Genomic DNA, 21,879 nt, shown 5'->3' with positions numbered 1-21,879 from the left:
CCCACGCGCAACGCCAAGCAGGATACGGCGCCCGGTTTTCGTGGCGCCGCTTAGAACAAGATTATCGGATGGAGACGACGATGAGTACTTTAGCCAGCTACGGCAGCCTTGAAGGCAAACGGGTGTTCGTGACGGGTGGCGGCAGCGGGATCGGCGAAGCGATCGTGGCTGCGCTGGTGGAGCAGGGCGCGCTGGTGGGCTTTGTCGACATCATGCGCGACGCCAGCGAGGCGCTGGTCGAGCGGCTGGCGCAGGCCGGCCACAAGGCGCCGATCTACCGCTACTGCGACATCACCGACATCGCCAGCCTGCAGGCCGTGATGGCCGAGATGGCCGCCAAGCTGGGTGACTTCGACGTCATCGTCAACAACGCCGCCAACGACCAGCGCCACGAGATCGGCAAGGTCTCGGTCGAGTACTGGGACGAACGCATCGCCATCAACCAGCGCCCGATGTTCTTCACCGTGCAGGCCGCGCTGGAAGGCATGAAGCGCCGCGGCGGCGGTTCCGTCATCAACTTCAGTTCGATGTCGTGGCACGCCAAGAACCCGAACTACCCGATCTACGCGACGACGAAGGCGTCCGTCATCGGCCTCACGCGCTGCCTGGCGCGCGACCTGGGCAAGTTCAACATCCGCGTCAACACGGTCACGCCGGGCTGGGTGATGACCCAGCGCCAGATCGACCTGTGGCTGGACGAGTCGGGCGAAGCCGAGATCGCGCGCTCGCAATGCCTGCCGGGCAAGCTGATGCCCGAGGATATCGCCGCGATGGTGCTGTTCCTGTCCGCCGACGACAGCAAGATGTGCACGGGGCAGGAATTCATCGTGGATGCCGGCTGGGTGTGACGCGCCTGCCGCGTTTGTCCCGCTAGCCCGAACACCGTCGTTCCCGCGGAGGCGGGAATCCAAGCGTTGTCTCAGGATTCGCACAACTTGGATCCCCGCCCGCGGGGACGACGGATCGAAGGATATCTGCCGCACACGCGGCATTTGCCATTCCGCTCGTCATTAACATAACCACCTCAACGACCAAAACAACGGAGACTACATGAAGGCATTCCAACCCACCATCCTCGCCCTCGGCATCGCCGCCGCGTTCTGCGCCGGCGCCGCATTCGCACAAGTCAACGTCACCGTCGACGCGAACAAGCCGGGCGCAGTGATCGACAAGGACGTCTACGGCCAGTTCGCCGAACACCTCGGCACCGGCATCTACGGCGGCCTGTGGGTCGGTCCGGATTCGAAGATCCCGAATACGCGCGGCTGGCGCAACGACGTGGTCGGCGCCCTGAAAGCCATGCACGTGCCGCTGGTGCGCTGGCCGGGCGGCTGCTTCGCCGACGAGTACCACTGGCGCGAAGGCATCGGCCCGCGCAGCAAGCGTCCGGTGAAGGTCAACACGAACTGGGGCGGCGTGCCGGAATCGAACGCGGTGGGTACGCATGAATTCTTCGACCTCGTCGAGATGCTGGGCGCGGACGCCTACGTCAACGGCAACCTGGGCACCGGCACCCCGCAGGAAGCGGCCGAGTGGATCGAGTACATGACGTCGGAAGGCAAGTCGTCGCTGGCCGAACTGCGCGCGAAGAACGGCCACCCGGCGCCGTTCAAGGTCGCCTATTTCGCCATCGGCAACGAGTCGTGGGGCTGCGGCGGCAATATGCGTCCGGAGTACTACGCCGACCTGTACCGCCAGTGGAACACCTTCCTGAAGGCGCCGCAGCACCTGCGCCCGAAGATGATCGCCAGCGGCGGCACCGCCGACGACACCTCCTGGACCGACATCCTCTCGCGCGACCTGAAAGGCCGCACGGACGGCATCAGCTTCCACTACTACACGCTGCCGACCGGCGACTGGCACCACAAGGGTGCCGCCACCGGCTTCCCGGAATCGGAATGGTTCTCGACCATGAGCCAGACCCTGCGCATGGAAGACTTCGTGCGCAAGAACGTGGCCATCCTCGACAAGAACGACCCGGAGAAGAAGATCGGCTTCGACGTGGACGAGTGGGGCACCTGGTACGACGTCGAGAAGGGCACCAACCCGGGTTTCCTGTTCCAGCGTAATACGATCCGCGACGCCGTCGTGGCCGCGCTCAACTTCAATATCTTCCATGCCCACGCCGACCGCGTGCGCATGACGAACATCGCGCAGATGGTCAACGTGCTGCAGGCCATGATCATCACCGACAACGACAAGATGCTGCTGACGCCGACGTACTACGCATTCAAGATGTACGTGCCGTTCCAGGACGCGACCTCGCTGCCGGTCACGCTGTCGAACAACACGACCTACGGCTCGAACGGCGAGGGCGTGCCGGGCATCAGCGCCTCGGCGGCGAAGGGCAAGGACGGCAAGACCTATGTCGCGCTGGTCAACACCAACCCGCATGACGCCACCGACGTCGTCCTGAACGTGGCCGGCCAGAACGTCGGCGCCGTGCGCGGCCAGCTGCTGACCGCGGATTCGATGGATGCCCACAACACCTTCGAGCACAAGGACGCCGTCAAGCCGGTGCCGTTCAGCGCCAGCGCCAGCGGCGGCAAGCTGACGATCAAGGTGCCGGCCAAGTCGGTGCTGGTCGTGGCCGTGGAAGGCTGACCGATGGCGCACGCCCTGACCCCGCGTGCGCTGGCCGTCGCCGCCGCACTCGTCCTCGCCGGATGCGGCGGGGGCGGCGGCGGTGGCGCTGCCGCGCCGGTGACCGCGCCGGTCGCCGCCACGCCGTCGACGCCAGCCACGACGCCAGCCCCGGCCACGACCGACACGCCGGCCCAGGCCGCGATCACGTTCGCCAACGTGTCCGTGCACGACCCGGCCGTCATCAAGGTCGGCGACACGTGGTACGCGTTCGGCTCGCACCTGGCGGCCGCCAAGACCACGGACCTGATGAACTGGACGAAGATCGCCGACGGCGTCACCGACGCCAATCCGCTGTTCTCGAAAGTGACGACGGCGCTGGCCGACACGTTCGCGTGGGCCCAGGTCACGGACCTGTGGGCGCCGGACGTCATCCAGCTCGACGACGGCAAGTTCTACATGTACTACGATGCCTGCAAGGGCGATTCGCCGCGCTCCGCGCTGGGCGTGGCCGTCGCCGACAAGATCGAAGGCCCGTACGTCAACAAGCAGGTGTTCCTCAAGTCCGGCATGTGGGGCGAGGTCAGTCCCGACGGCACCGTCTACGACGCGCTGAAGCATCCGAACGTCGTGGACCCGAACACGTTCCGCGACGCCGCCGGCAAGCTGTGGATGATCTACGGCTCCTACTCGGGCGGCATCTTCATCATGGCGATGGACCCGGCCACCGGCCTGCCGGTCGCGGGCCAGGGCTACGGCAAGCACCTCATGGGCGGCAACCACGCGCGCATCGAGGGCGCCTACGTGATGTACAGCCCGGCCACGAAGTACTACTACCTGTTCACGTCGTTCGGCGGCCTCGATGCGAACGGCGGCTACAACATGCGCGTGGCGCGCGCGACCAGCCCGGACGGCCCCTACCTCGACGCCACCGGCAAGGACATGGCCGACGTCAAGGCCGATCCGACCAAGCCCCTGTTCGACGACGTCAGCATCGCGCCGTACGGCCAGAAGCTGGTCGGCAACTACCAGTTCGCGCTGGCGAGCGGGGAGACGGGGACGCCGGTCGGCTACGTCTCGCCCGGCCACAACTCGGCGCGCTACGAAGCGGCGACGAACCAGTACTTCCTGATCTTCCACACCCGCTTCCCGGGCCAGGGCGAATACCACGAAGTGCGCGTGCACGAGATGTTCATCAACGACGACGGCTGGCCGGTGGCGGCGCCGCTGCGCTACGTGCCGCTGTCGAAGAGCGCGACGACGATCTCCGCGACCGTCACGAGCGCGGACACGGCCGGTGCGTACAAGATGGTCAACCACGGCAAGGACATCTCGGCCACGGTCAAGCCGTCGGTCGCGATCCGGCTCGACGCCAACGGTACGGTGACCGGCGCAGGATCGGGCAACACCGGCGGCACCTGGACGCACAAGGGCAACAACAACGTCGCCATCGTGATCGACGGGGTCACCTACAGCGGCGTGCTGTCGCGCCAGTGGAACCCGAACGCGAACGCCTTCGCGGTGACGTTCACGGCGCAGTCGAAGGCCGGCGTGTCGTTGTGGGGCATCCGCACCGGCTCGTAATCGAAAGGATGAACCATGCGTAAAGCGACGAAAATCGCGGCCGCACTCGGCGCCGGCATGCTGGCGCTGGCCGCGGCGTTGACGGCGCAGGCGTCCCAGGTCGGCGTGCACGACCCGGTGATGGCCAGGGACGGCAACACGTACTACCTGTACAGCACCGGCCCCGGCATCACGTTCTATTCGTCGTCGGACATGCTGCACTGGAAGCCGGAAGGCCGCGTGTTCGCGGGCGAGCCGGCGTGGGCGAAACGTGCGGCACCGACGTTCAACGGCCATATCTGGGCTCCGGACGTCCACCGGCACAACGGCCGCTGGCTGCTGTACTACTCGGTGTCCGGCTTCGGCAAGAACACGTCGGGCATCGGCGTGACGACCAACGCCACGCTCGACCCGCGCGCCCCGAACTACCGCTGGGAAGACCAGGGCATGGTCGTGCAGTCGGTGCCGGGCCGCGACATGTGGAACGCGATCGACCCGAACGTGGTCGAGGACGACAAGGGGCAAGGCTGGATGACCTTCGGTTCGTTCTGGGGCGGCATCAAGCTCGTGAAACTGGACGACAGCTGGACGAAGATCGCCGAGCCGCAGGAATGGCACACGATCGCCCGGCGCGAGCGGCCCGCGTTCACGCCGGACGAGCAGGCGGCGCCGGCCGAGATCGAAGGGCCGTTCATCTTCAAGAAGAACGGCTATTATTACCTGTTCGTGTCGTGGGGCCTGTGCTGCCAGGGGCCGAAGAGCACCTACCACGTCGTCGTCGGCCGCGCGCGGGACGTCGCCGGGCCGTACCTCGACCGCCAGGGCAAGGACATGGCGCAGGGCGGCGGCTCGCTCGTGATCCAGGGCGACAAGGACTGGAAGGCGCTGGGCCACAACAGCGCCTACACCTTCGACGGCAAGGATTATCTCGTGCTGCACGCGTACGAGACGGCGGATCACTACAGGCAGAAGCTGAAGGTGATGGACATCCACTGGGACAAGGGCGGCTGGCCGACGGTCGATCCGAAAGACCTCAACAACTATGTGAGCGAAGAAGTCAAATGAAGCTTACCCGCATCGCCGCACTGCTCCTCGCCCTGGGCGCTACGACGTCCCAGGCCGCCGACCTGTTCCCGCTGCAGGACGTGCGCCTGGGCGCGAGCCCCTTCCTCGACGCCCAGACCACGGACCTGAACTACCTGATGGCGATGGAGCCGGACCGGCTGCTGGCGCCGTTCCTGCGCGAAGCGGGTCTCACGCCCAAGCAGCCCAGCTACGGCAACTGGGAGTCGTCCGGCCTGGACGGCCACATGGGCGGGCACTACCTGTCGGCGCTGGCGTTGATGTATGCGTCGACCGGCGATGCGGAGGTCAAGCGGCGCCTGGATTACTTCGTCGCGGAGCTGAAACGCGCGCAGGCGGCCAACGGCGACGGCTACCTGGGCGGCATTCCGGGCGGCCGCGCCGCGTGGCGCGACGTCGCCGCGGGCAAGCTCCATGCCGATAACTTTTCCGTCAACGGCAAATGGGTCCCGTGGTACAACCTGCACAAGATCTTCGCGGGCCTGCGCGACGCGTACCGCTACGCCGGCAACGAGGATGCGAAGACGATCCTGATCGCCCTGTCCGACTGGGCGCTGCGGCTGACCAACCACCTCACGGACGAGCAGATGCAACAGATGCTCAGGGCCGAGCAGGGCGGCATGAACGAAGTGCTGGCCGACGTGTCCCAGATGACCGGCGACCGGCGTTACATGGACCTGGCGCTGCGCTTCTCGCACCAGGCCCTCCTGCAGCCGCTGGAAAGACACGAGGACAAGCTCACGGGCCTGCACGCCAACACGCAGATCCCCAAGGTCATCGGCTTCAAGCGCATCGGCGAACTCACGGGCCGCAAGGACATGGCGGATGCCGCCGCGTTCTTCTGGGAGACCGTCGTCGACCACCGCACCGTGGCCATCGGCGGCAACAGCGTCAAGGAGCACTTCCATGACGACAAGGACTTCAGCCCGATGATCGAGGAGGTCGAGGGGCCGGAGACCTGCAACACCTACAACATGCTGAAGCTGACCGAGATGCTGTTCGAGACCTCGGACAACGCCGGCTATGCGGATTACTACGAGCGCGCGCTGTACAACCACATCCTCGCGTCGGAACGTCCGGGCACGGGCGGCTTCGTCTACTTCACGCCGATGCGTCCGAACCACTACCGCGTGTATTCGCAGGTGGACAAGGCCATGTGGTGCTGCGTGGGCTCCGGCATCGAGAGCCACGCGAAGTACGGCGAATTCATCTACGCGCACGAAGAGAAGGACGGCAACGCGGCGCTGTTCGTGAACCTGTTCATCCCGTCGACGCTGAACTGGCGCGAGAAGAACGTGCGCATCACGCAGGCGAACGACTTCCCGGACCAGGCCAGCACGCGCATCACCGTCGACGGCGATGCGAAGTTCGCGCTGAAGATCCGCTATCCGGCCTGGGTCGCCCCGGGCAAGCTCGCGGTGAAGGTGAACGGCAAGCGCGTGAAAGTCGATGCGCAGCCGGGCAGCTACGTGAACATCGAGCGCGCGTGGAAGACGGGCGATCGCGTCGACGTCAGCTTGCCGATGGCGATGCATCTCGAGCAGATGCCGGACAAGTCGAATTACTACGCGGTGCTGTACGGCCCCGTCGTGCTGGCCGCGAAGACGAACCCGTTCCCGACGGAGCACCTGAACTTCTTCGCGGACGATTCGCGCATGGGCCACATCCCGTCGGGCCAGGTCTGCCCGCTGGAGGCCGCGCCCACGTTCGTCGCGGACAGCGGGGATTTCACGCGCCGCTTCAAGCCCGTGAAAGGCAAGCCGCTGACGTTCACGGCGCCGGGCGTCGTGCAGGGCGGGGCGGGATCGTCGACCGAGTTCATTCCCTTCTTCCGCCTGCACGACTCGCGCTACATGATCTACTGGCAGCAGAGCACCCCGGGCGAGTACGCGCGCATGAAGCTGGACGACGCCGCGAAGGAATCCGAGCGGCTGGCCCTGGACGCGCAGACCGTCGACCAGGTGGCGCCGGGCGAGCAGCAGCCGGAATCGGACCACGGCTTCAAGGGCGAGGGCGCGGACGCGGGCCTCAACAACGGCCGCCACTGGCGCCATGCGAGCAAGTGGTTCAGCTACCTGTTGAACGATCCGAAGCACGAGGCGAAGGCCTTGCGCCTCACGTTCGCGCGCGCCGACGCGGGCCGCAGGTTCGACATCGTCGTCGACGGCCAGCGCATCGCGGAAGTCGAACTGGCGGCCGGCGAGGCGCAGGAATTCTATACGCGCGATTTCGCCTTGCCGCCCGCGCTCGTGCAGGGCGCGAACGGCAAGCTGGAAGTGAAGTTCGTCGCGAAGGAAGGCTCGATGGCGGGCGGCCTGTATGGACTGCGATTATTACGTTGACCTAAAGGGCGTTGCGTTGACCGAAAGACCGTCATTCCCGCGCAGGCGGGAATCTAAGTTATACATGTCGCGATAACGCGCGCAACTTGGGTCCCCGCCTGCGCGGGGACGACGTGCTCATGCTGCAGGTGAACGCTAGCGCTTCGCCTGCGCCCGCGCCTTCGCCATCCGGTTCAGCACCTTCCATTTCGAACGCTCCGCGATGCGGTCGAGCGGCGTTGCCGCCGCATGCCGCACCTCGCGCAGCAGCTTGTGGTAGTTGCGCAGGCGGTCCGCATCGACGACGCCGCGCACCGCGCATCCCGGCTCCTCGCCGTGCGTGCAGTCGTGAAAGCGGCAATGCGCGGCCAGCGCGTCGATATCCCCGAATGCCGCGCCGACGTCCTCCTCGTCGGCGTCCGGCTGCCAGGCGCGCAGTCCGGGCGTGTCGATCACGCAGGCGCCGCCCGCGCACAGGTGCAGCGAGCGTGACGTCGTCGTGTGGCGGCCGCGGTCGTCGCCCTTGCGCACGCGGCCCGTGTCCTGGTGCGCATCCGCCAGCGTGTTGGTGAGCGTCGACTTGCCCACGCCCGATGAACCGAGCAGCACCAGCGTCTGGCCGGCCGTGGTCCACGGCGCCAGCACGTCGGCGGCGCGGCTTTCCAGCGCGTGCACGCGCACGACCGGGATCGATGCCGGGATGCGCGCGACGAGTTGCGCCGCCTTGGCGTCGGCATCGTGAACGAGGTCGCCCTTGGTCAGCACGACCACCGGTGCCACGCCGCACGACTGTGCCAGCATGAGGTAACGCTCCAGCCGGCGCAGGTTGAAGTCGCCATCGAGGCCCATCACCAGCAGCGCGGTGTCGACGTTCGCCGCCAGCCGCTGGCGGTGCGCCGTACCAGGTCGTTCATCGGCTCGACGAGGGCGCGGACCCAGGCGTCGCCGTGGTCGTCGTGGCCGAACAGCGCCCAGTCGCCGACGGCCGGTGCGACCGACCGGGCGCCCGGCAGGCGGGCCGGGAATTCGTGCAAACCGTCGTGCAGCACGAGCGCGCCGCGGTGCACGCTCGCGATGCGCGCGGGCAGGCCGCCGTCATGCGCGGCCAGGCGCGCGGCGATGGGGTTGGTCAGTCCGATGCGGCGCAGCGCCGCGAAATCGAAGTCGAAGTCGATCATGATCGTTGTGTTCCTGTGTCGAAGTACGCGAGCGCGCACGGGCACGCAGCCGCATGGCGCGGCCGCGATGGATTCGGGCAAGGAGGTCGGCGCGCCTGGCGCGCCCGTTCACGACGTCGGTGATCGACGGGGCGGGGAGATCAGGCAGCCGACAGGTGGGCAATATCCGGGTGCTTCATGGGGTGCTCCTCGTCTGGTGAATGGAAAGGCAAGTATAGCGCGTTCGTCCGCTTTTTGATGAGCGCGCCAATACGAGTGAACTCGCAGTTTTTTGGGGCGGCGCGCGCCCACGACGTGTCCTGAGGCTGGAAATCGGCTGGAAATGGCACCGCAAACGGCCGATCTGGAACACCAGGGCGCCAGATCGGATCAAGAACCGCAGCGCGAAACTCCGCGCCACGATCGGGCTGACTTTCGCGCGCGAAAGTCAATTGTTCAGTGCTTCCCTCGCTGCCTCGCCGTTTTTGGATGGCTTCTGTTGGGGCATCGATTTTATGAGGCGCCTTATCAAAATCGTCAATAAAAACTTCAAGTCCTCGTCTCTCATCGAATCTTATGGATTGAGTAAATTATCGATGTCGACATTCGAGAATGGCAGAGCCGGCGAAGCAAGTTGGCGAAGGATAGTCAAATGGACATCTGTCTTTACCTTGAATAAATTCTCCAGTCGGATCTTTCCGCCGAGCACTAAGGCGGGCTCGAATCCGTACATTTCATCTGGCGCGAGTTGACCTAGTTTTTCGGATGCGCGCTTGAAAAGTGGTTGGCTATTCTCGTCTTTTAAATCAAAATCTTTTGGCTCACTAAGGGAAAAAAAAGCGCGAATGGATAAGTCGAGATCATCTTTCGGCTTGGGTTTTAACTTGTTTTTAAATGCGATGATATTGTTAAGTGGGCATGCAATTGTTACGCTTCGACCAGTATTTTCACCGCATGCATATAGATCACCAAACGCAGATCTTGCGATTACGTGAAAGGAATCAATTTCTTCCAATTTTGTGTCTTCGAGCCATTCATCAATCAAGTCTTCGTACTCGTCAGGATCTACGGTCCAAAATAGACCGTTTGCATATCCACACCACCCTTCGTTTTTCCAATAGGTCAGTAACTGATCAGGCAACTTATCGCGCCATTTCTCAATACTGGATGCTGGTACCTCGAAACGATGCGTGGCTTCCCCAAACTCGTCTATAAAGACTTCAAAATCCTCGTCTCTCATCGCATCCCCTTTCCACGGCACGGCTCTAGTTTAACGTTCATTTTTTGATCCCCGCGGCCACTTTCGATGGCTTTGTTCGCTTCTCGATCCATTCCAGCTATCCTATCACTTTGCTTCCAACTCGCGCCGATGGAGGAGTTTACGTCGGCACGGCCCATTCCTTTCGGCTCATGGGTCAGCCAGCCACCCGAAACCATGTCCGGTTCATGTAGCGCGGCAAGCTTACTCATCACTTCTTGAGTGCTACTGCTTGCTATTTTCTTGGCCTGTGCCGGGCTCATCCCTTTTTTAAGCAAACTTTCGCCAATACTCTTTTTTATATCGGCGGTAACACGGTCCCTCAATTCGGCCTGCGCTGCGTCTGCGGCGGGATTGCGATTCATCGTCTTAAACAAATCTCTGGCCTGATTATATTGTCTAACGGTGAGGCTGTTGATTGCCTCTTCCTGCCGCTTGAGTTGCAAGGCCATCTCCTTCAGATAAGCCTTCTGCTCATCCTTACTCATCCGCATGAACTTCTTCTTATCAAACGGATGAAAGCAAGGCACTTTATGCTCGCGGCCCTTGACCGTCACCTCTTTTTTGGGTTTCCTTGGCCCGGACGCCGCTTCCCGCGCTTCCTTTGCCGCCTTGGCTTCGCGGGCAACCCGGGCGGCTTCTTCCGCTTCCTTGGCTGCCTTCGCGGCTTTGGCGACTTCTTCCGCTTCGTGCGCGCCCTTGGCGATTCGCGCGGCCGTTCCCGCGCCTTTCGCCATGCCGACCGCGCCTTTGGCGACCTTGCCCACCGTCGTGACGACCTTGCCGCCCGGGATCATGCTTGCCGCAGCGATACCCGCTTCGACAAAATCACCCTCGGCCGCATAGAGCGCGGCATCCGCCGCACCTGTCACGACCGACAAGCCGGGAACGAAGCTGGCCACACCCAGCACGCCGTGCACCCATGGGCTGGACTTTTGCCACATGGTCTTTTCACCCTCGGTCTCGAGCGTCAGCGCCGGATTGGCACCGCCGCCTTGCGGTTCGACGTGCGTTACCGATTTTTCCGCCTGCTCCAGGATCACGCCTTTCGTGCTCATGGCTTAACTCGCCAGATTCATATCGCACTCGTCGCCATGGCGTACGACATATTTCTTCTCTGCCCGAACGGCGTTTGCGCTCTGCGTCGCACGAACCTTGCCTTGGTTGACGCCCGACTTCATGCCGCCGCCCGTTCCCGCCTCGTTGCCGGTCACGTGCGTCACCACACTTTCGCTGAGCAGGAAAACGGGGTCGCCGTTGAACCTGACTGTCTGCGCGACCTCGACGCTGTCGCTCAGGTCGGCAATGATGGGGTAGGGCACAGGCACCATATTCGGCCCCATGGGCGTCTTGCACACGTTGGGGACGAGGCTGACGGCCTTGAAGATACTGTTCTTGCGGGCACCCGTTGGCATACCTTCCTTTCAAACGATCGTTGCAACATTGTTGTCAGGCTCGATTGCCGCAGCCTCGGCGCTCTGAGCCTGCTCGCGCAACGCCACGACATCCGCACGTGACAGCATCCGCGCTTCGAGCACGCGTACGGCGGGTTCGGAGGCGACGGTGGCGCGCCAGACGCATACGACGGAAGGTTTTTTGTCCGGGTCGTTCGCGTCGGGGGCCACGTCGATGATCAACGTATCGAGCCTGGCCGCGAGTTCGCCGATTCGTCCGTCTTCAAAGCGAACCACGGTGAACGGCAGATGCCCCGGCAGGGCGAACGACAGCAGGGTATTGCCCGCGGCGTCCTGCGCTGTTCCCGGGCCCGCTGGACTGAGGTTGTACAGCGTGATGGTTTCGTCGCCGTCCAGGTGGGGGACCACTTGCTGGTCGGCGGGCGCACCGTTCCAGTACGCAAAATTAAAATCGGCGGGCAGGCCGGGATGGCGGTTTTCCAGCCAGTCCTCGCCGTAGGTGCCTGCCAGGCCGAGGCGCGGTCGCCAGGCGCGTCCGACGATGCCAAAGCCGTCCGGGGTGTACGCGTCGCCGAAGCGTGTCATGGGCTGGTCGGACGCTTCGATTTGCGGCGCGGGCACGCGCGTGAGTTTTGTCGCGCGAAGATACCAGTCCTCGGCGAAGCCGCGGCCTACCGGGTTTTGCTCGCAGACCGTGTGGGCGATGGCTTGTGGCGCGTCGCCCGTGGTCGTGTTTTCGGGTCGCGGTACGCGGTCCGGCAATCGATATTTTTTATCCACCCGCCTGGCCGCCGGCTCGGTGACGAGTATTTTGTTCTCGCCGCCGTAGGCGTATTCGTAGCGCAGCGGCAGGGTCGTGATCGGTTGCGGCGCTGTCAGCTTCCATGTCGGAAGCGTGAACAGGCTCAGGGCCCGCATCAAGACGTGGCGTCTGCGCCAGTCGCGCGCGCCCGTGATCGTCAGTGTCTTGGACAGGATGACGGGGCCCTCCTTGGCCCACGCCGTCAGACGGGCGCACGCCTGCCTCCATTCGGCCATTCGCTCCGCGGATGCATGAGATGCCGGATTCAGGCCGTGCGGTTCGGGCGGCAAATCCGGCTCGGTTGGCGCACCGTTGATCTTGAGCGCGACCGCGAACTCGCCGGTCGCGCGGCCCTGCGGCGCGCATGCGTCGGCGATCACGATCACGTCGGTGTGCGGCTTGTACGGTGCCAGGTCCGACTCCTGCCTGACGCTGGAGTGGTTCATGTCACCGTAATAGTCGTCGGTCGTGACGAGCGGCGTCTGCGCGGGCGCGAGCAGCAGCGCGCCGTCGTGCCGCAATTCGAAGGTCAGCCGCATCACGACGACGTGGAAGCGCTGGTCGTGCTGGTCCAGGGCATCGAACGCCATCGCCGGGAAGGGCGTCAGGTTGCGAAATTCCATGCGCGGGTTCCGTCAGTTGATGTCGACGTCCTTGCCCGATATCTGCAACGGCCCGGTCGCATCGACGCTGATCTGGGAACCGTTGATGAATATCTTGCCGTCCGCCGTCATTTTCAGTGTCGCCAGGCCGACCGTGATGGACAGCTCTTCGCCCGCCGTGATCGAGATCGCCTTGCCGACCTTGGTGATCTGGTTGATGCCGACGACGGTCGCCATGATCGTGCCGACGTTGAGGTTGTAGGCGAGGCCCACGTTCTCCATGCGGCCCATGCCGACGTTCTGCAGATAGGCCATGCCGACGGTTTCCGTCTTCATCCTGGCCACGTAGGTGGACCAGTTTTTGCCGATATCGTCCTTGCGGTTCCTGCCGATCGACTTGACGCGGTTGCCGCCGATGGCGATCGTTTCGTTGCGGTCGACCGTCTCCTTGCGGTCATTGTGGACGGCGATCGTCTCGTCGTTGCCGACCGTTTCGGTGCGGTCGTGCCCGATGTGCGAGGTCTCGTCGCGGTCGATGGTCTTGCGGCGGTCGTTGCCGACCCATTTGTCCTCGTCGTGCTCGACTTCGGTCAGTTGATCGCGCTCGGCGTGGAGCCAGAGCTGCTCTTTGCCCTTCATGTCCTCGAAGCGCAGGGCATTGGCGTTGCCGTAGCTGCCGTTCGGCGTCGAGCGGGACAGGATGCCGCTCTGGGTCTTGTTCGCAGGCAGGGGCCACGGCGGCATGTTGTCGGCGTTCGGTACCATGCCGGTGATGAGGCCGCGGTCGGGATTCCCATCCAGGAACTGGACGATCACTTCGGCGCCGATGCGCGGGATCGACGTCATGCCGAAATTCGGGCCGGCCCAGGCAGTGGCGACGCGCAGCCACGCCGAGCTCCGTTCGTCGAACCGGCCCTCGCGATCCCAATGGAACTGGACCCGGACGCGCCCGTATTCATCGGTGTGGATTTCTTCGCCCTTGGGGCCGACCACGATGGCCGTCTGCAGCCCGTAGATTTTCGGCTCGACGCTGTTGAAGCCCGGCCCGGGACGCCATGAGATGACCTTGCGGATGCAGGTGATCCGGTTCTCGTAGTGCGGCGGACCGGCATCGTTCACGTGATAATTGTTGCTGGCGCTGTGGCGCACGCTGATGATGAGGAATTCGCGGTCTTCGTTATTGCCGCCGTAGAAGCGGCCCGTGAGCCGGAACCAGCGGCCGGGGACCACGTTGCGATTGTTCCCGGTCCCCTCGAAGATCTTGCCCGCGTGTTCCAGTTCTTCCATGCGCAGCGCGGCAAGGCGTTCGCCGTCGCGCCGGTCCTTGAAACCATAAGCGCCCGCGTAATCGTGGGATTCCTTGCGCAACACCATGCCTTGCTCGTGCCGCGTCGGCACGTCGACGTGCCGGGGCCGCGGCGCCTTGAAATCGAACGAGGACAGCGCCACGCTCGCTGGCACGATGTGGCGCCGGGCCGACCATTCGCCGATGCTGTTTTCTTCCTGCGAGCCGGTGTGGCGCTGGAGGTCGATGGTCACGCCGTCGATCGGCTCCGAGCCGGTCGAATCGTCGCCCAGGATCAGTTTGTGGCCCTTGGCCGTGTGTTCGTACGCGTAGTGCCAGCCCGCCGCTTCCCAGCGTCTGCTCAGGTAGTTGTAGTCGGACTCGTTGAACTGGCACGCTTCGGTCATCGGCGGGTGGTCGCCGTGGCCGCGGAAATCCCATGCGGGGAGCGCCTGGTAATCGCCGAAGATACGCCGCGTCTGGTCGTACAGGGTCGCGTCATGGAACAGGAAGCAGTTCCTGCGCAGGTCCAGATACTTCAGCCATGGCCCGAGCGCGGCTTCGTAGAACGCGACGTCGCCGTCGGTCTTGACGAAGCGGAAGCTGAAGACGTAGCCCGTGAAATAGCGGATCTCGCCGTCGTTGCGCACCAGTTCCACCGACAGCAGTTTGCCCTGCAGGTCCTTGAGGTCGAGCGAGGCATCGTTCGACAGCAGTTCGACGGTGAATTCGAAATCGCGCGAGAGTCCTTCGTCGGCTTCCAGCTTGTTGACCAGGAGCTCGGATCGGGGGCCGTCGTGATGCGGAAACGTCAGCCGCAGGATGCGCGCGTACTGGCGGTCGATGAGAAGTTCTTGGAGATTACGGAGTGCATTGCCCATGCCTTTTTCCTGTACTCAACAAAATGTTATTTTTAAAACAATAACGGCACGTACTATATACGTTTGTTGAGCTCGCGAGGAAAATCTTTAACACTTTTGTGCAATGCCGGAAGAGTAGGTGACCGAGACCGACGGAATTTCACCTCGTGTCATCAAGTTGCGACGTTTCATGGATCTGATACTGAATTCGGTATTGATAGGGTGAAAAAAATGATTGGATGAATATGTCACTTCTGTCATAGTATCCATGCACAACAATTCCGGAGACAAAGTGATGACCGTCACCCGTAGAACCCTCCTGGGCGTTGCCGCCGCTGTCGCGTGCGCAACCGCCATCCCGGCATTTGCCGCCAAACCCCTTACGATCGGCTTCTCGCAAGTCGGCGCCGAAAGCGAGTGGCGCACGGCGAATACCGCCTCGATCAAGGAAGCCGCCAAGAAGGCCGGCGTTATCCTCAAGTTCGCCGACGCCCAGCAGCAACAGCAGAACCAGGTCAAGGCCATCCGTTCCTTCATCGCCCAGCGCGTCGACGTGATCGCGTTCTCGCCGGTCGTGGAGACCGGTTGGGAGACCGTGCTGCGCGAAGCGAAGAACGCGAAGATCCCCGTGATCCTGACCGACCGCGCCGTCAAGGTCAGCGATCCGTCGCTGTTCGTCAGCTTCATCGGTTCCGACTTCGTGGAAGAGGGCCGCCGCGCCGGCCGCTGGCTGCTCGACTACGACAAGAAGATCGGCGGCAAGCCGCTCAACATCGTCGAACTGCAAGGCACGACCGGTGCCGCGCCGGCGCTGGACCGCAAGGCCGGTTTCGCCGAAGTCATCGCGGCGAATCCGAAGCTGAAGATCATCCGTTCGCAGACCGGCGATTTCACCCGCGCCAAGGGCAAGGAAGTCATGGAAGCCTTCCTGAAGTCCGAAGGCAAGAACATCAACGTGCTGTACGCGCACAACGACGACATGGCCATCGGCGCGATCCAGGCGATCGAGGAAGCGGGCCTGAAACCGGGCAAGGACATCATCGTCATCTCGATCGACGGCGTGAAAGGCGCGTTCGAGGCCATGAAGGCCGGGAAGCTGAACGTGACGGTCGAGTGCAATCCGCTGCTCGGACCGACCCTGATCCAGACGGCGCAGGCTGTCGTGGCCGGCAAGCCGGTCCCGAAACGCATCGTCGTGAACGAGGGCGTGTTCCCGGCTGAGGTGGCGGCGAAGGAACTCCCGAACCGTAAGTATTGAGTCGATGATGGTCGATTCGAAGCAGCCGGTGTTGGAAGTCACCGGCATCCACAAAGCTTTTCCCGGGGTGAAGGCGCTGTCCGAAGCGGGACTGCGCCTGTTCCCCGGCGAAGTCCATACGCTGATGGGCCAGAACGGCGCGGGCAAGTCCACGCTGATCAAGGTCCTCACCGGCGTCTATCAGCCGGATGCCGGCGGCATCGTGCTGAACGGCCGGGCGATCCAGCCGCGCTCCACGCAGGATGCGCAGAACCTCGGCATCAGCACCGTCTACCAGGAAGTCAATCTGTGCCCGAATCTGTCGGTCGCGGAAAACATCTTCATCGGCCGCTATCCGCGCCGCTTCGGCATGGTCGACTGGCGCAGCATGCGCACGCAGGCCGCGGCGCTGCTGGCCCGCCTGGAGATCCACGTCGACGTCAGCAAGCCGCTGGCGGACTATCCGCTCGCGATCCAGCAGATGGTCGCCATCGCGCGGGCGCTGAACACGGATTCGCGCGTGCTGATCCTCGACGAGCCGACGTCCAGCCTGGACGAGGCGGAAGTGCAGATGCTGTTCTCGGTGCTGCGCCGCCTGCGCGAAGAGGGCATGGCGATCCTGTTCGTCACCCACTTCCTCGACCAGACGTATGCGATCTCGGACCGCATCACGGTCATGCGCAACGGCGAGCGCGAAGGCGAGTATGCGGTGGCAAGCCTGTCGCGCCTGGCCCTCGTCAACAAGATGATCGGCGCGCCCGCCGACGCCGAACACGCGACGGACGCGGCGCAGCAGGGCGCGGTGTCCGAACCCGGCGACGTCTTCCTGCGCGCACGCGGCATCGCGCGCAAGGGCGTGCTGTCGCCGGTCGACCTGGAACTGCGCCGCGGCGAGCTGCTGGGCCTTGCCGGCCTGCTGGGCTCCGGCCGCACCGAAACCGCGCGCCTGCTGTTCGGCGCCGACAAGGCGGACAGCGGCACCATCGACATCGACGGCAAGCAGGTGAGTTTCGCGAATCCGCGCGACGCGATTCGCGCGGGCATCGGCTTCTGTTCGGAAGACCGCAAGCACGAAGGCGCGATCCTCGCGCTGTCCGTGCGCGAAAACCTGATCCTCGCGCTGCAGGCGCGCCAGGGCATCTTCCGCGCCATTCCCTTCAAGCGCCAGCAGCAGCTGGCGCTGGACTACGTCAAGTGGCTGGGCATCAAGACGGCCAGCATCGAGACGCCCATCGGCACGCTCTCCGGCGGCAACCAGCAGAAGGTCTTGCTGGCGCGCTGGCTCGCGACCGATCCGCGCCTGATGATTCTCGACGAACCGACGCGCGGCATCGACGTGCGCGCCAAGCAGGAAATCATGGATTACGTCAGCAACCTGTGCCGCAAAGGCATGTCCATTCTCTTCATCTCGTCCGAACTGCCGGAAGTGCTGCGCGTGTCCGACCGCATGGTCGTCATGCGCGACCGCAAGGCGTGCGGCGAGTACCGGCGCGGCGATCTCGACGAGACGTCCGTCCTGCACGTGATCGCGGGGGAGACGGCATGAGCACCACCGGCGCCACCGTCAAACCGGCCGCGCGGGCGGGGGCATCGCGCACCGCCTGGCTGCTGCATCCGCTCGTGCGTCCGATCGGCGCGCTCGTCGCGCTGCTGCTCGTCGACGCGTTCCTCGTGCCCGGCTTCTTCCACCTCGAAGTCAAGGAAGGGCACCTGTACGGCGCGATCATCGACATCCTCAACCGCGCCGCGCCGCTGATGCTGGCGGCGCTCGGCATGACGCTTGTCATTGCCACGCGTGGTATCGATATCTCCGTCGGCGCCGTCGTCGCGCTGTCCGGCACCGTGTCGGCGATGCTCATCGGCGGCAGCACGCCCGAAACGCCGATGGCCCTCGCGCTGGCGGCGGCGCTCGGCGTCGCGCTGCTGTGCGGGCTGTGGAACGGCGTGCTCGTCGCCGGGATCAAGCTGCAGCCCATCGTCGCGACCCTGATCCTGATGGTGGCGGGGCGCGGTCTCGCGCAGCTGCTGACCGACGGCCAGATCGTCACCGTGTATTACCAGCCGTTCTTCTTCCTGGGCAGCGGCTACCTGGCCGGCCTGCCGTTCTCGCTGTTCGTCGTGGCCGCGGTGTTCGCGGCGACGCTGCTGCTGGTGAAGAAGACGGCCCTCGGCCTGTTCATCCAGGCCGTCGGCATCAATCCGGTGGCGGCGCGCCTCGCGGGCCTGCGCACCGCGACGCTCATCACGTTCGTGTACGTGTTCTGCAGCGCCTGCGCGGGCCTGGCCGGCATGCTGATCACGTCGAACATCAAGAGCGCGGACGCCAACAATGCGGGCCTGCTGCTGGAGCTGGACGCGATCCTCGCCGTCACGCTGGGCGGCACCTCGCTGGCCGGCGGCAAATTCAGCCTGGTGGGCAGCGTGATCGGCGCGCTGATCATCCAGACGCTCACCTCCACCATCTACTCGCTGGGCGTGCCGCCCGAAGTGAACATGGTCGTCAAATCCATCGTCGTCTTCGCCGTCTGCATCTCGCAGTCGAGCGAATTCAAGAACATCCTGCGGAGGTCCGCATGAGCGCGGTCGCAACGAATGCCCGCGGCCGCAGTGCAATCTCCAGCGCGCCGTGGTTCACGTCCATCGTCACCGTGGTCCTGCTGCTGGCGATGCTCGGCATCGGCGGGGCCGTGTATCCGGGCTTCCTGTCGCTGCAGGTGATCTTCAACCTCCTGATCGACAACGCCTTCCTGCTCGTGATCGCGGTGGGCATGGGCTTCGTGATCCTGTCCGGCGGCATCGACCTCTCGGTCGGTTCCGTGCTGGCGCTGTCGACGATGATCTCGGCCTGGCTGCTGCAGAACGCCCACTGGCCGCCGCTCGCCGTCATCGCGCTCGTGCTGCTGCTGGGCGCGTGCTTCGGCGGCGCGATGGGCGCGATCATCCACCTGTTCAAGCTGCAGCCGTTCATCGTCACGCTGGCCGGGATGTTCCTCGCGCGCGGCCTGTGCTACCTGATCAGCGTGGAGTCGATCACGATCGACAATCCGATGTTCACCGCGATGTCGCAGACGCAGGTGCCCATCTTCGGCGCGTTCCTGTCGCCGAGCGCCATCATTGCCGTCGTCGTGCTGCTCGTCGCCATCTGGCTCGCGCACTACACGGCGTTCGGCCGCGCCGTGTACGCCGTCGGCGGCAACGAGCAGTCGGCCGCGATGATGGGCCTGAACGTCGGCCGCACCAAGGTCCTCGTGTATGCGCTGTCGGGCTTCTGCGCAGCGCTGGCCGGCGTGCTGTTCTCGTTCTACATGTTGTCCGGCTACGGCCTGCACGGCCAGGGCACGGAGCTCGATGCCATCGCCGCCGTCGTCATCGGCGGCACGCTGCTCACGGGCGGCTACGGTTACATCGCCGGCGCGCTGTCCGGCGTGCTGGTGCTGGGCGCCATCCAGACGCTGATCGCCTTCGACGGCACGCTCAGCTCGTGGTGGACCCGGATCGTCATCGGGGCGCTGTTGTTCATCTTCTGCGTCGTGCAGCGCGTGATGGGCGGGCGTTCGAAAGAATAAAGGCGGTTCCCGCGCACGACCTCCGGCCACACGGAGGCGCGCGCAGCCCCTGCTGTACCCGGCGTCGCCAACGCCGGTGATCGTACAATAACGGAGACTACATGCTCAAACCCACGCTCGCCGCGGCCCTGGTCGCGACGGCGGCGCTCGCCCATGCCGCCAATCCCATCACCAGCAGGATCTTCACGGCCGACCCGGCCGCCCTCGTCGACAACGGCCGCGTGTACCTGTACGTCGGCCATGACGAGGCCCCCGTCGGCGGCAAGGACTACCTGATGAACGAGTGGAAGGTGTTCTCCAGCTGCGACATGCAGCACTGGACCGAGCATCCGAAGGGCGTGCCGTTCTCCACGTTCAAATGGGCCGCCAAGGACGCCTGGGCCAGCGACATCACCAAGCGCAACGGCAAGTACTACCTGTACGTGACGGTCGAGCACAGGACGATCCCCGGCAAGGCGATCGGCGTGGCGGTGTCGGACAGCCCGACCGGCCCGTTCGTCGACGCGCGCGGTTCGGCCCTCGTCACCAACGACATGACGCACGAGACGCCGATCGGCTGGGACGACATCGACCCCGCCATCTTCGTCGACGACGACGGCCAGGCCTATCTGTACTGGGGCAATACGGTCATGAAGTACGCGAAGCTGAAAGCCGACATGACGGAGCTGGACGGCCCGATCCACACGGTGGGCCTGGAAGCGTTCACGGAAGCGTCGTACCTGCACAAGCACGCCGGCAAGTACTACCTGTCGTACTCGCGCAAGTGGCCGGAGGAGACCGCGTACATGACGGGCCCCACGGCCACCGGCCCGTGGTCCTACGGCGGCGTGATCATGGAGAAGAACACGAACCTCGGCACGATCCACCACGCGATCATCGACTTCAACGGCAAGTCCTACATCATTTACCACAACGGCAAGCTGCCGACCGGCGGCGAGTACCGCCGCTCGGTCGCAGTCGAGGAATTGCACTACGGTCCGGACGGCAAGATCCTGCCCGTGGCGCAGACCGCACAGGGTCCGGCCGCGAACCCGTCCGCCGCGTGCAAGTGATGACGGTTATGTCTGAATTCTCGTTGAAGCAATATCTATAATGATATGATGTATTGATGGATACGACCAACCCGAACTGGTTTCTCAAGGCCCGGCTCAAGACGCGCCAGCTGCTGCTCTTGATCGCGCTTGACGACTACCGCAACATCCACCGCGCCGCGGACGAGCTGCACATGACGCAACCGGCCGCCTCCAAGCAGATCAAGGATCTCGAGGAGATGCTGGACGTCAAGCTGTTCGAGCGCCTGCCGCGCGGCATGGAGCCGACGATCTACGGCGAGACGATGATCCGCCACGCGCGCATGGCCCTGACGAGCCTCGCGCTGGCGCACGACGACATCGTCACGCTCAAGGCGGGCCTCACGGGCCAGGTCGAGGTCGGCGTGATCATGACGCCCGCGATGGCGCTGCTGCCGCGCGCCATCGCCCGCGTGAAGGAAGACGCCCCGCTGCTGCGCATCGGCGTGCAGCTGGAGACCAGCAACCTGCTGCTCGACAAACTGCAGCACGGCATGCTGGACTTCATGATCGGCCGCATCTTCGACACGGGCGACACGTCCGGCCTGATCTACGAAGAGCTGACCGAGGAGCCGGCCTGCGCCGTCGTCCGTCCCGGCCATCCGCTGCTGGAGCGCAAGGACCTGGCCTTGCAGGACATCGCGCCGCTGCCGTGGATCGTGCCGCCGCACGGCAGCATCCTGCGCTACCGCTTCGACATGATGTTCCGCCGCGCCGGCCTGGAGCCGCCGTCCAACAACGTCGACACGACCGCCATGCTGATGATCACGGCGCTGCTGCAGCAGACCGATTCGCTGCACGTGATGCCGATCGAGGTCGCGCAGTATTACGCATCGCTGAACGTGATGCGCATCCTGCCGATCGAACTGCCGTGCAAGATGGACGCGTTCGGCATCATCCGCCACCAGGACCACCTGCTGTCGCCGGGTGCCGACCTGCTGCTGCGCGCGGTGCGGGCAGCGGCCAAGGAGATCTACTAGGCGCGTGCCTGCCGGACGCCGGCATCGCGCATACGTCGATGGCGGCATCGGGACCATCGTCGACACACCGCATGCGTCGCGCGCGGGCACGTGGTGC

18 protein-coding genes are annotated in these 21,879 nt (G+C 64.5%); 11 read left to right on the top strand and 7 right to left on the bottom strand.

Translation table 11 applies throughout. From position 1 onward, the window contains the following. Window positions 1–80: 80 nt before the first annotated feature. From U9J41_RS18400 to U9J41_RS18380, 5 genes are all read left to right on the top strand, one after another. A complete protein-coding gene (locus U9J41_RS18400) occupies window positions 81–848 on the top strand; it encodes an SDR family NAD(P)-dependent oxidoreductase (protein ID WP_322403617.1) in 768 nt (255 codons plus the stop codon). A gap of 202 nt (window positions 849–1,050) precedes the next feature. Beyond that, complete coding sequence (locus tag U9J41_RS18395; protein ID WP_322403616.1) at window positions 1,051–2,604, top strand: alpha-N-arabinofuranosidase; 1,554 nt, start codon at window positions 1,051–1,053, stop codon at window positions 2,602–2,604. Window positions 2,605–2,607: 3 nt separating this feature from the next. After that, on the top strand, window positions 2,608–4,167 hold the full coding sequence (locus U9J41_RS18390; RefSeq protein ID WP_322403615.1) for a glycoside hydrolase family 43 protein: 1,560 nt from the start codon (window positions 2,608–2,610) through the stop codon (window positions 4,165–4,167). A gap of 15 nt (window positions 4,168–4,182) precedes the next feature. Beyond that, window positions 4,183–5,211, top strand: a complete 1,029-nt coding sequence (locus U9J41_RS18385; protein WP_322403614.1) for an arabinan endo-1,5-alpha-L-arabinosidase — start codon at window positions 4,183–4,185, stop codon at window positions 5,209–5,211. Next, window positions 5,208–7,571 carry a glycoside hydrolase family 127 protein gene (locus tag U9J41_RS18380; protein WP_322403613.1) on the top strand — a complete coding sequence of 788 codons (2,364 nt, stop codon included), beginning with the start codon at window positions 5,208–5,210 and terminating at the stop codon, window positions 7,569–7,571. The genes U9J41_RS18385 and U9J41_RS18380 overlap by 4 nt, the downstream gene beginning before the upstream one ends. Window positions 7,572–7,706: 135 nt before the next feature. Here the strand turns inward: U9J41_RS18380 and rsgA are convergent, their stop codons facing one another. From rsgA to U9J41_RS18345, 7 genes are all read right to left on the bottom strand, one after another. After that, window positions 7,707–8,399 carry a ribosome small subunit-dependent GTPase A gene (gene rsgA, locus U9J41_RS18375; RefSeq protein WP_322403670.1) on the bottom strand — a complete coding sequence of 231 codons (693 nt, stop codon included), beginning with the start codon at window positions 8,397–8,399 and terminating at the stop codon, window positions 7,707–7,709. Further along, window positions 8,399–8,728, bottom strand: a complete 330-nt coding sequence (locus U9J41_RS18370; protein WP_322403612.1) for a ribosome small subunit-dependent GTPase A — start codon at window positions 8,726–8,728, stop codon at window positions 8,399–8,401. Before U9J41_RS18370 ends, rsgA begins: the two co-directional genes overlap by 1 nt. 553 nt (window positions 8,729–9,281) lie before the next feature. Continuing rightward, entirely contained in the window at window positions 9,282–9,947 is a 666-nt protein-coding gene (locus U9J41_RS18365) for a GAD-like domain-containing protein (RefSeq protein ID WP_322403611.1), read from the bottom strand. After that, a complete protein-coding gene (locus U9J41_RS18360) occupies window positions 9,944–11,023 on the bottom strand; it encodes a polymorphic toxin type 15 domain-containing protein (RefSeq protein ID WP_322403610.1) in 1,080 nt (359 codons plus the stop codon). Before U9J41_RS18360 ends, U9J41_RS18365 begins: the two co-directional genes overlap by 4 nt. A gap of 3 nt (window positions 11,024–11,026) precedes the next feature. Then, window positions 11,027–11,380 (bottom strand): DUF4150 domain-containing protein, encoded by a 354-nt coding sequence (locus U9J41_RS18355; protein WP_322403609.1) that lies wholly within the window; start codon window positions 11,378–11,380, stop codon window positions 11,027–11,029. 9 nt (window positions 11,381–11,389) lie between these two features. Next, on the bottom strand, window positions 11,390–12,805 hold the full coding sequence (locus tag U9J41_RS18350; RefSeq protein ID WP_322403608.1) for a DUF2169 family type VI secretion system accessory protein: 1,416 nt from the start codon (window positions 12,803–12,805) through the stop codon (window positions 11,390–11,392). Between the two features lie 12 nt (window positions 12,806–12,817). Continuing rightward, window positions 12,818–14,950, bottom strand: coding sequence for a type VI secretion system Vgr family protein (locus tag U9J41_RS18345; protein WP_322403607.1), 2,133 nt, complete (start codon window positions 14,948–14,950; stop codon window positions 12,818–12,820). Window positions 14,951–15,224: 274 nt separating this feature from the next. Here U9J41_RS18345 and U9J41_RS18340 point away from each other — a divergent pair, with 274 nt between their 5' ends. From U9J41_RS18340 to U9J41_RS18315, 6 genes are all read left to right on the top strand, one after another. Then, a complete protein-coding gene (locus tag U9J41_RS18340; RefSeq protein ID WP_322403606.1) occupies window positions 15,225–16,187 on the top strand; it encodes an ABC transporter substrate-binding protein in 963 nt (320 codons plus the stop codon). 4 nt (window positions 16,188–16,191) lie between these two features. Then, the gene (locus tag U9J41_RS18335; RefSeq protein WP_322403605.1) at window positions 16,192–17,712 is read left to right on the top strand and encodes a sugar ABC transporter ATP-binding protein; all 1,521 of its coding nucleotides are present in this window, start codon (window positions 16,192–16,194) and stop codon (window positions 17,710–17,712) included. After that, window positions 17,709–18,743 carry an ABC transporter permease gene (locus U9J41_RS18330; RefSeq protein WP_056439537.1) on the top strand — a complete coding sequence of 345 codons (1,035 nt, stop codon included), beginning with the start codon at window positions 17,709–17,711 and terminating at the stop codon, window positions 18,741–18,743. Before U9J41_RS18335 ends, U9J41_RS18330 begins: the two co-directional genes overlap by 4 nt. Further along, window positions 18,740–19,732, top strand: a complete 993-nt coding sequence (gene yjfF, locus U9J41_RS18325) for a galactofuranose ABC transporter, permease protein YjfF (RefSeq protein WP_322403604.1) — start codon at window positions 18,740–18,742, stop codon at window positions 19,730–19,732. The genes U9J41_RS18330 and yjfF overlap by 4 nt, the downstream gene beginning before the upstream one ends. 101 nt (window positions 19,733–19,833) lie before the next feature. After that, the gene (locus U9J41_RS18320) at window positions 19,834–20,784 is read left to right on the top strand and encodes a glycoside hydrolase family 43 protein (protein ID WP_322403603.1); all 951 of its coding nucleotides are present in this window, start codon (window positions 19,834–19,836) and stop codon (window positions 20,782–20,784) included. Window positions 20,785–20,840: 56 nt separating this feature from the next. Next, on the top strand, window positions 20,841–21,782 hold the full coding sequence (locus U9J41_RS18315) for a LysR family transcriptional regulator (RefSeq protein ID WP_322403602.1): 942 nt from the start codon (window positions 20,841–20,843) through the stop codon (window positions 21,780–21,782). Window positions 21,783–21,879: the final 97 nt, after the last annotated feature.

Origin of the sequence: Massilia luteola (assembly GCF_034420155.1) — a bacterium.
Classification (GTDB): Bacteria; Pseudomonadota; Gammaproteobacteria; order Burkholderiales; family Burkholderiaceae_D; genus Telluria; species Telluria luteola.
Note: the sequence above shows the minus strand (reverse complement) of the source record. Positions and strands in the feature narration are given on the sequence as shown.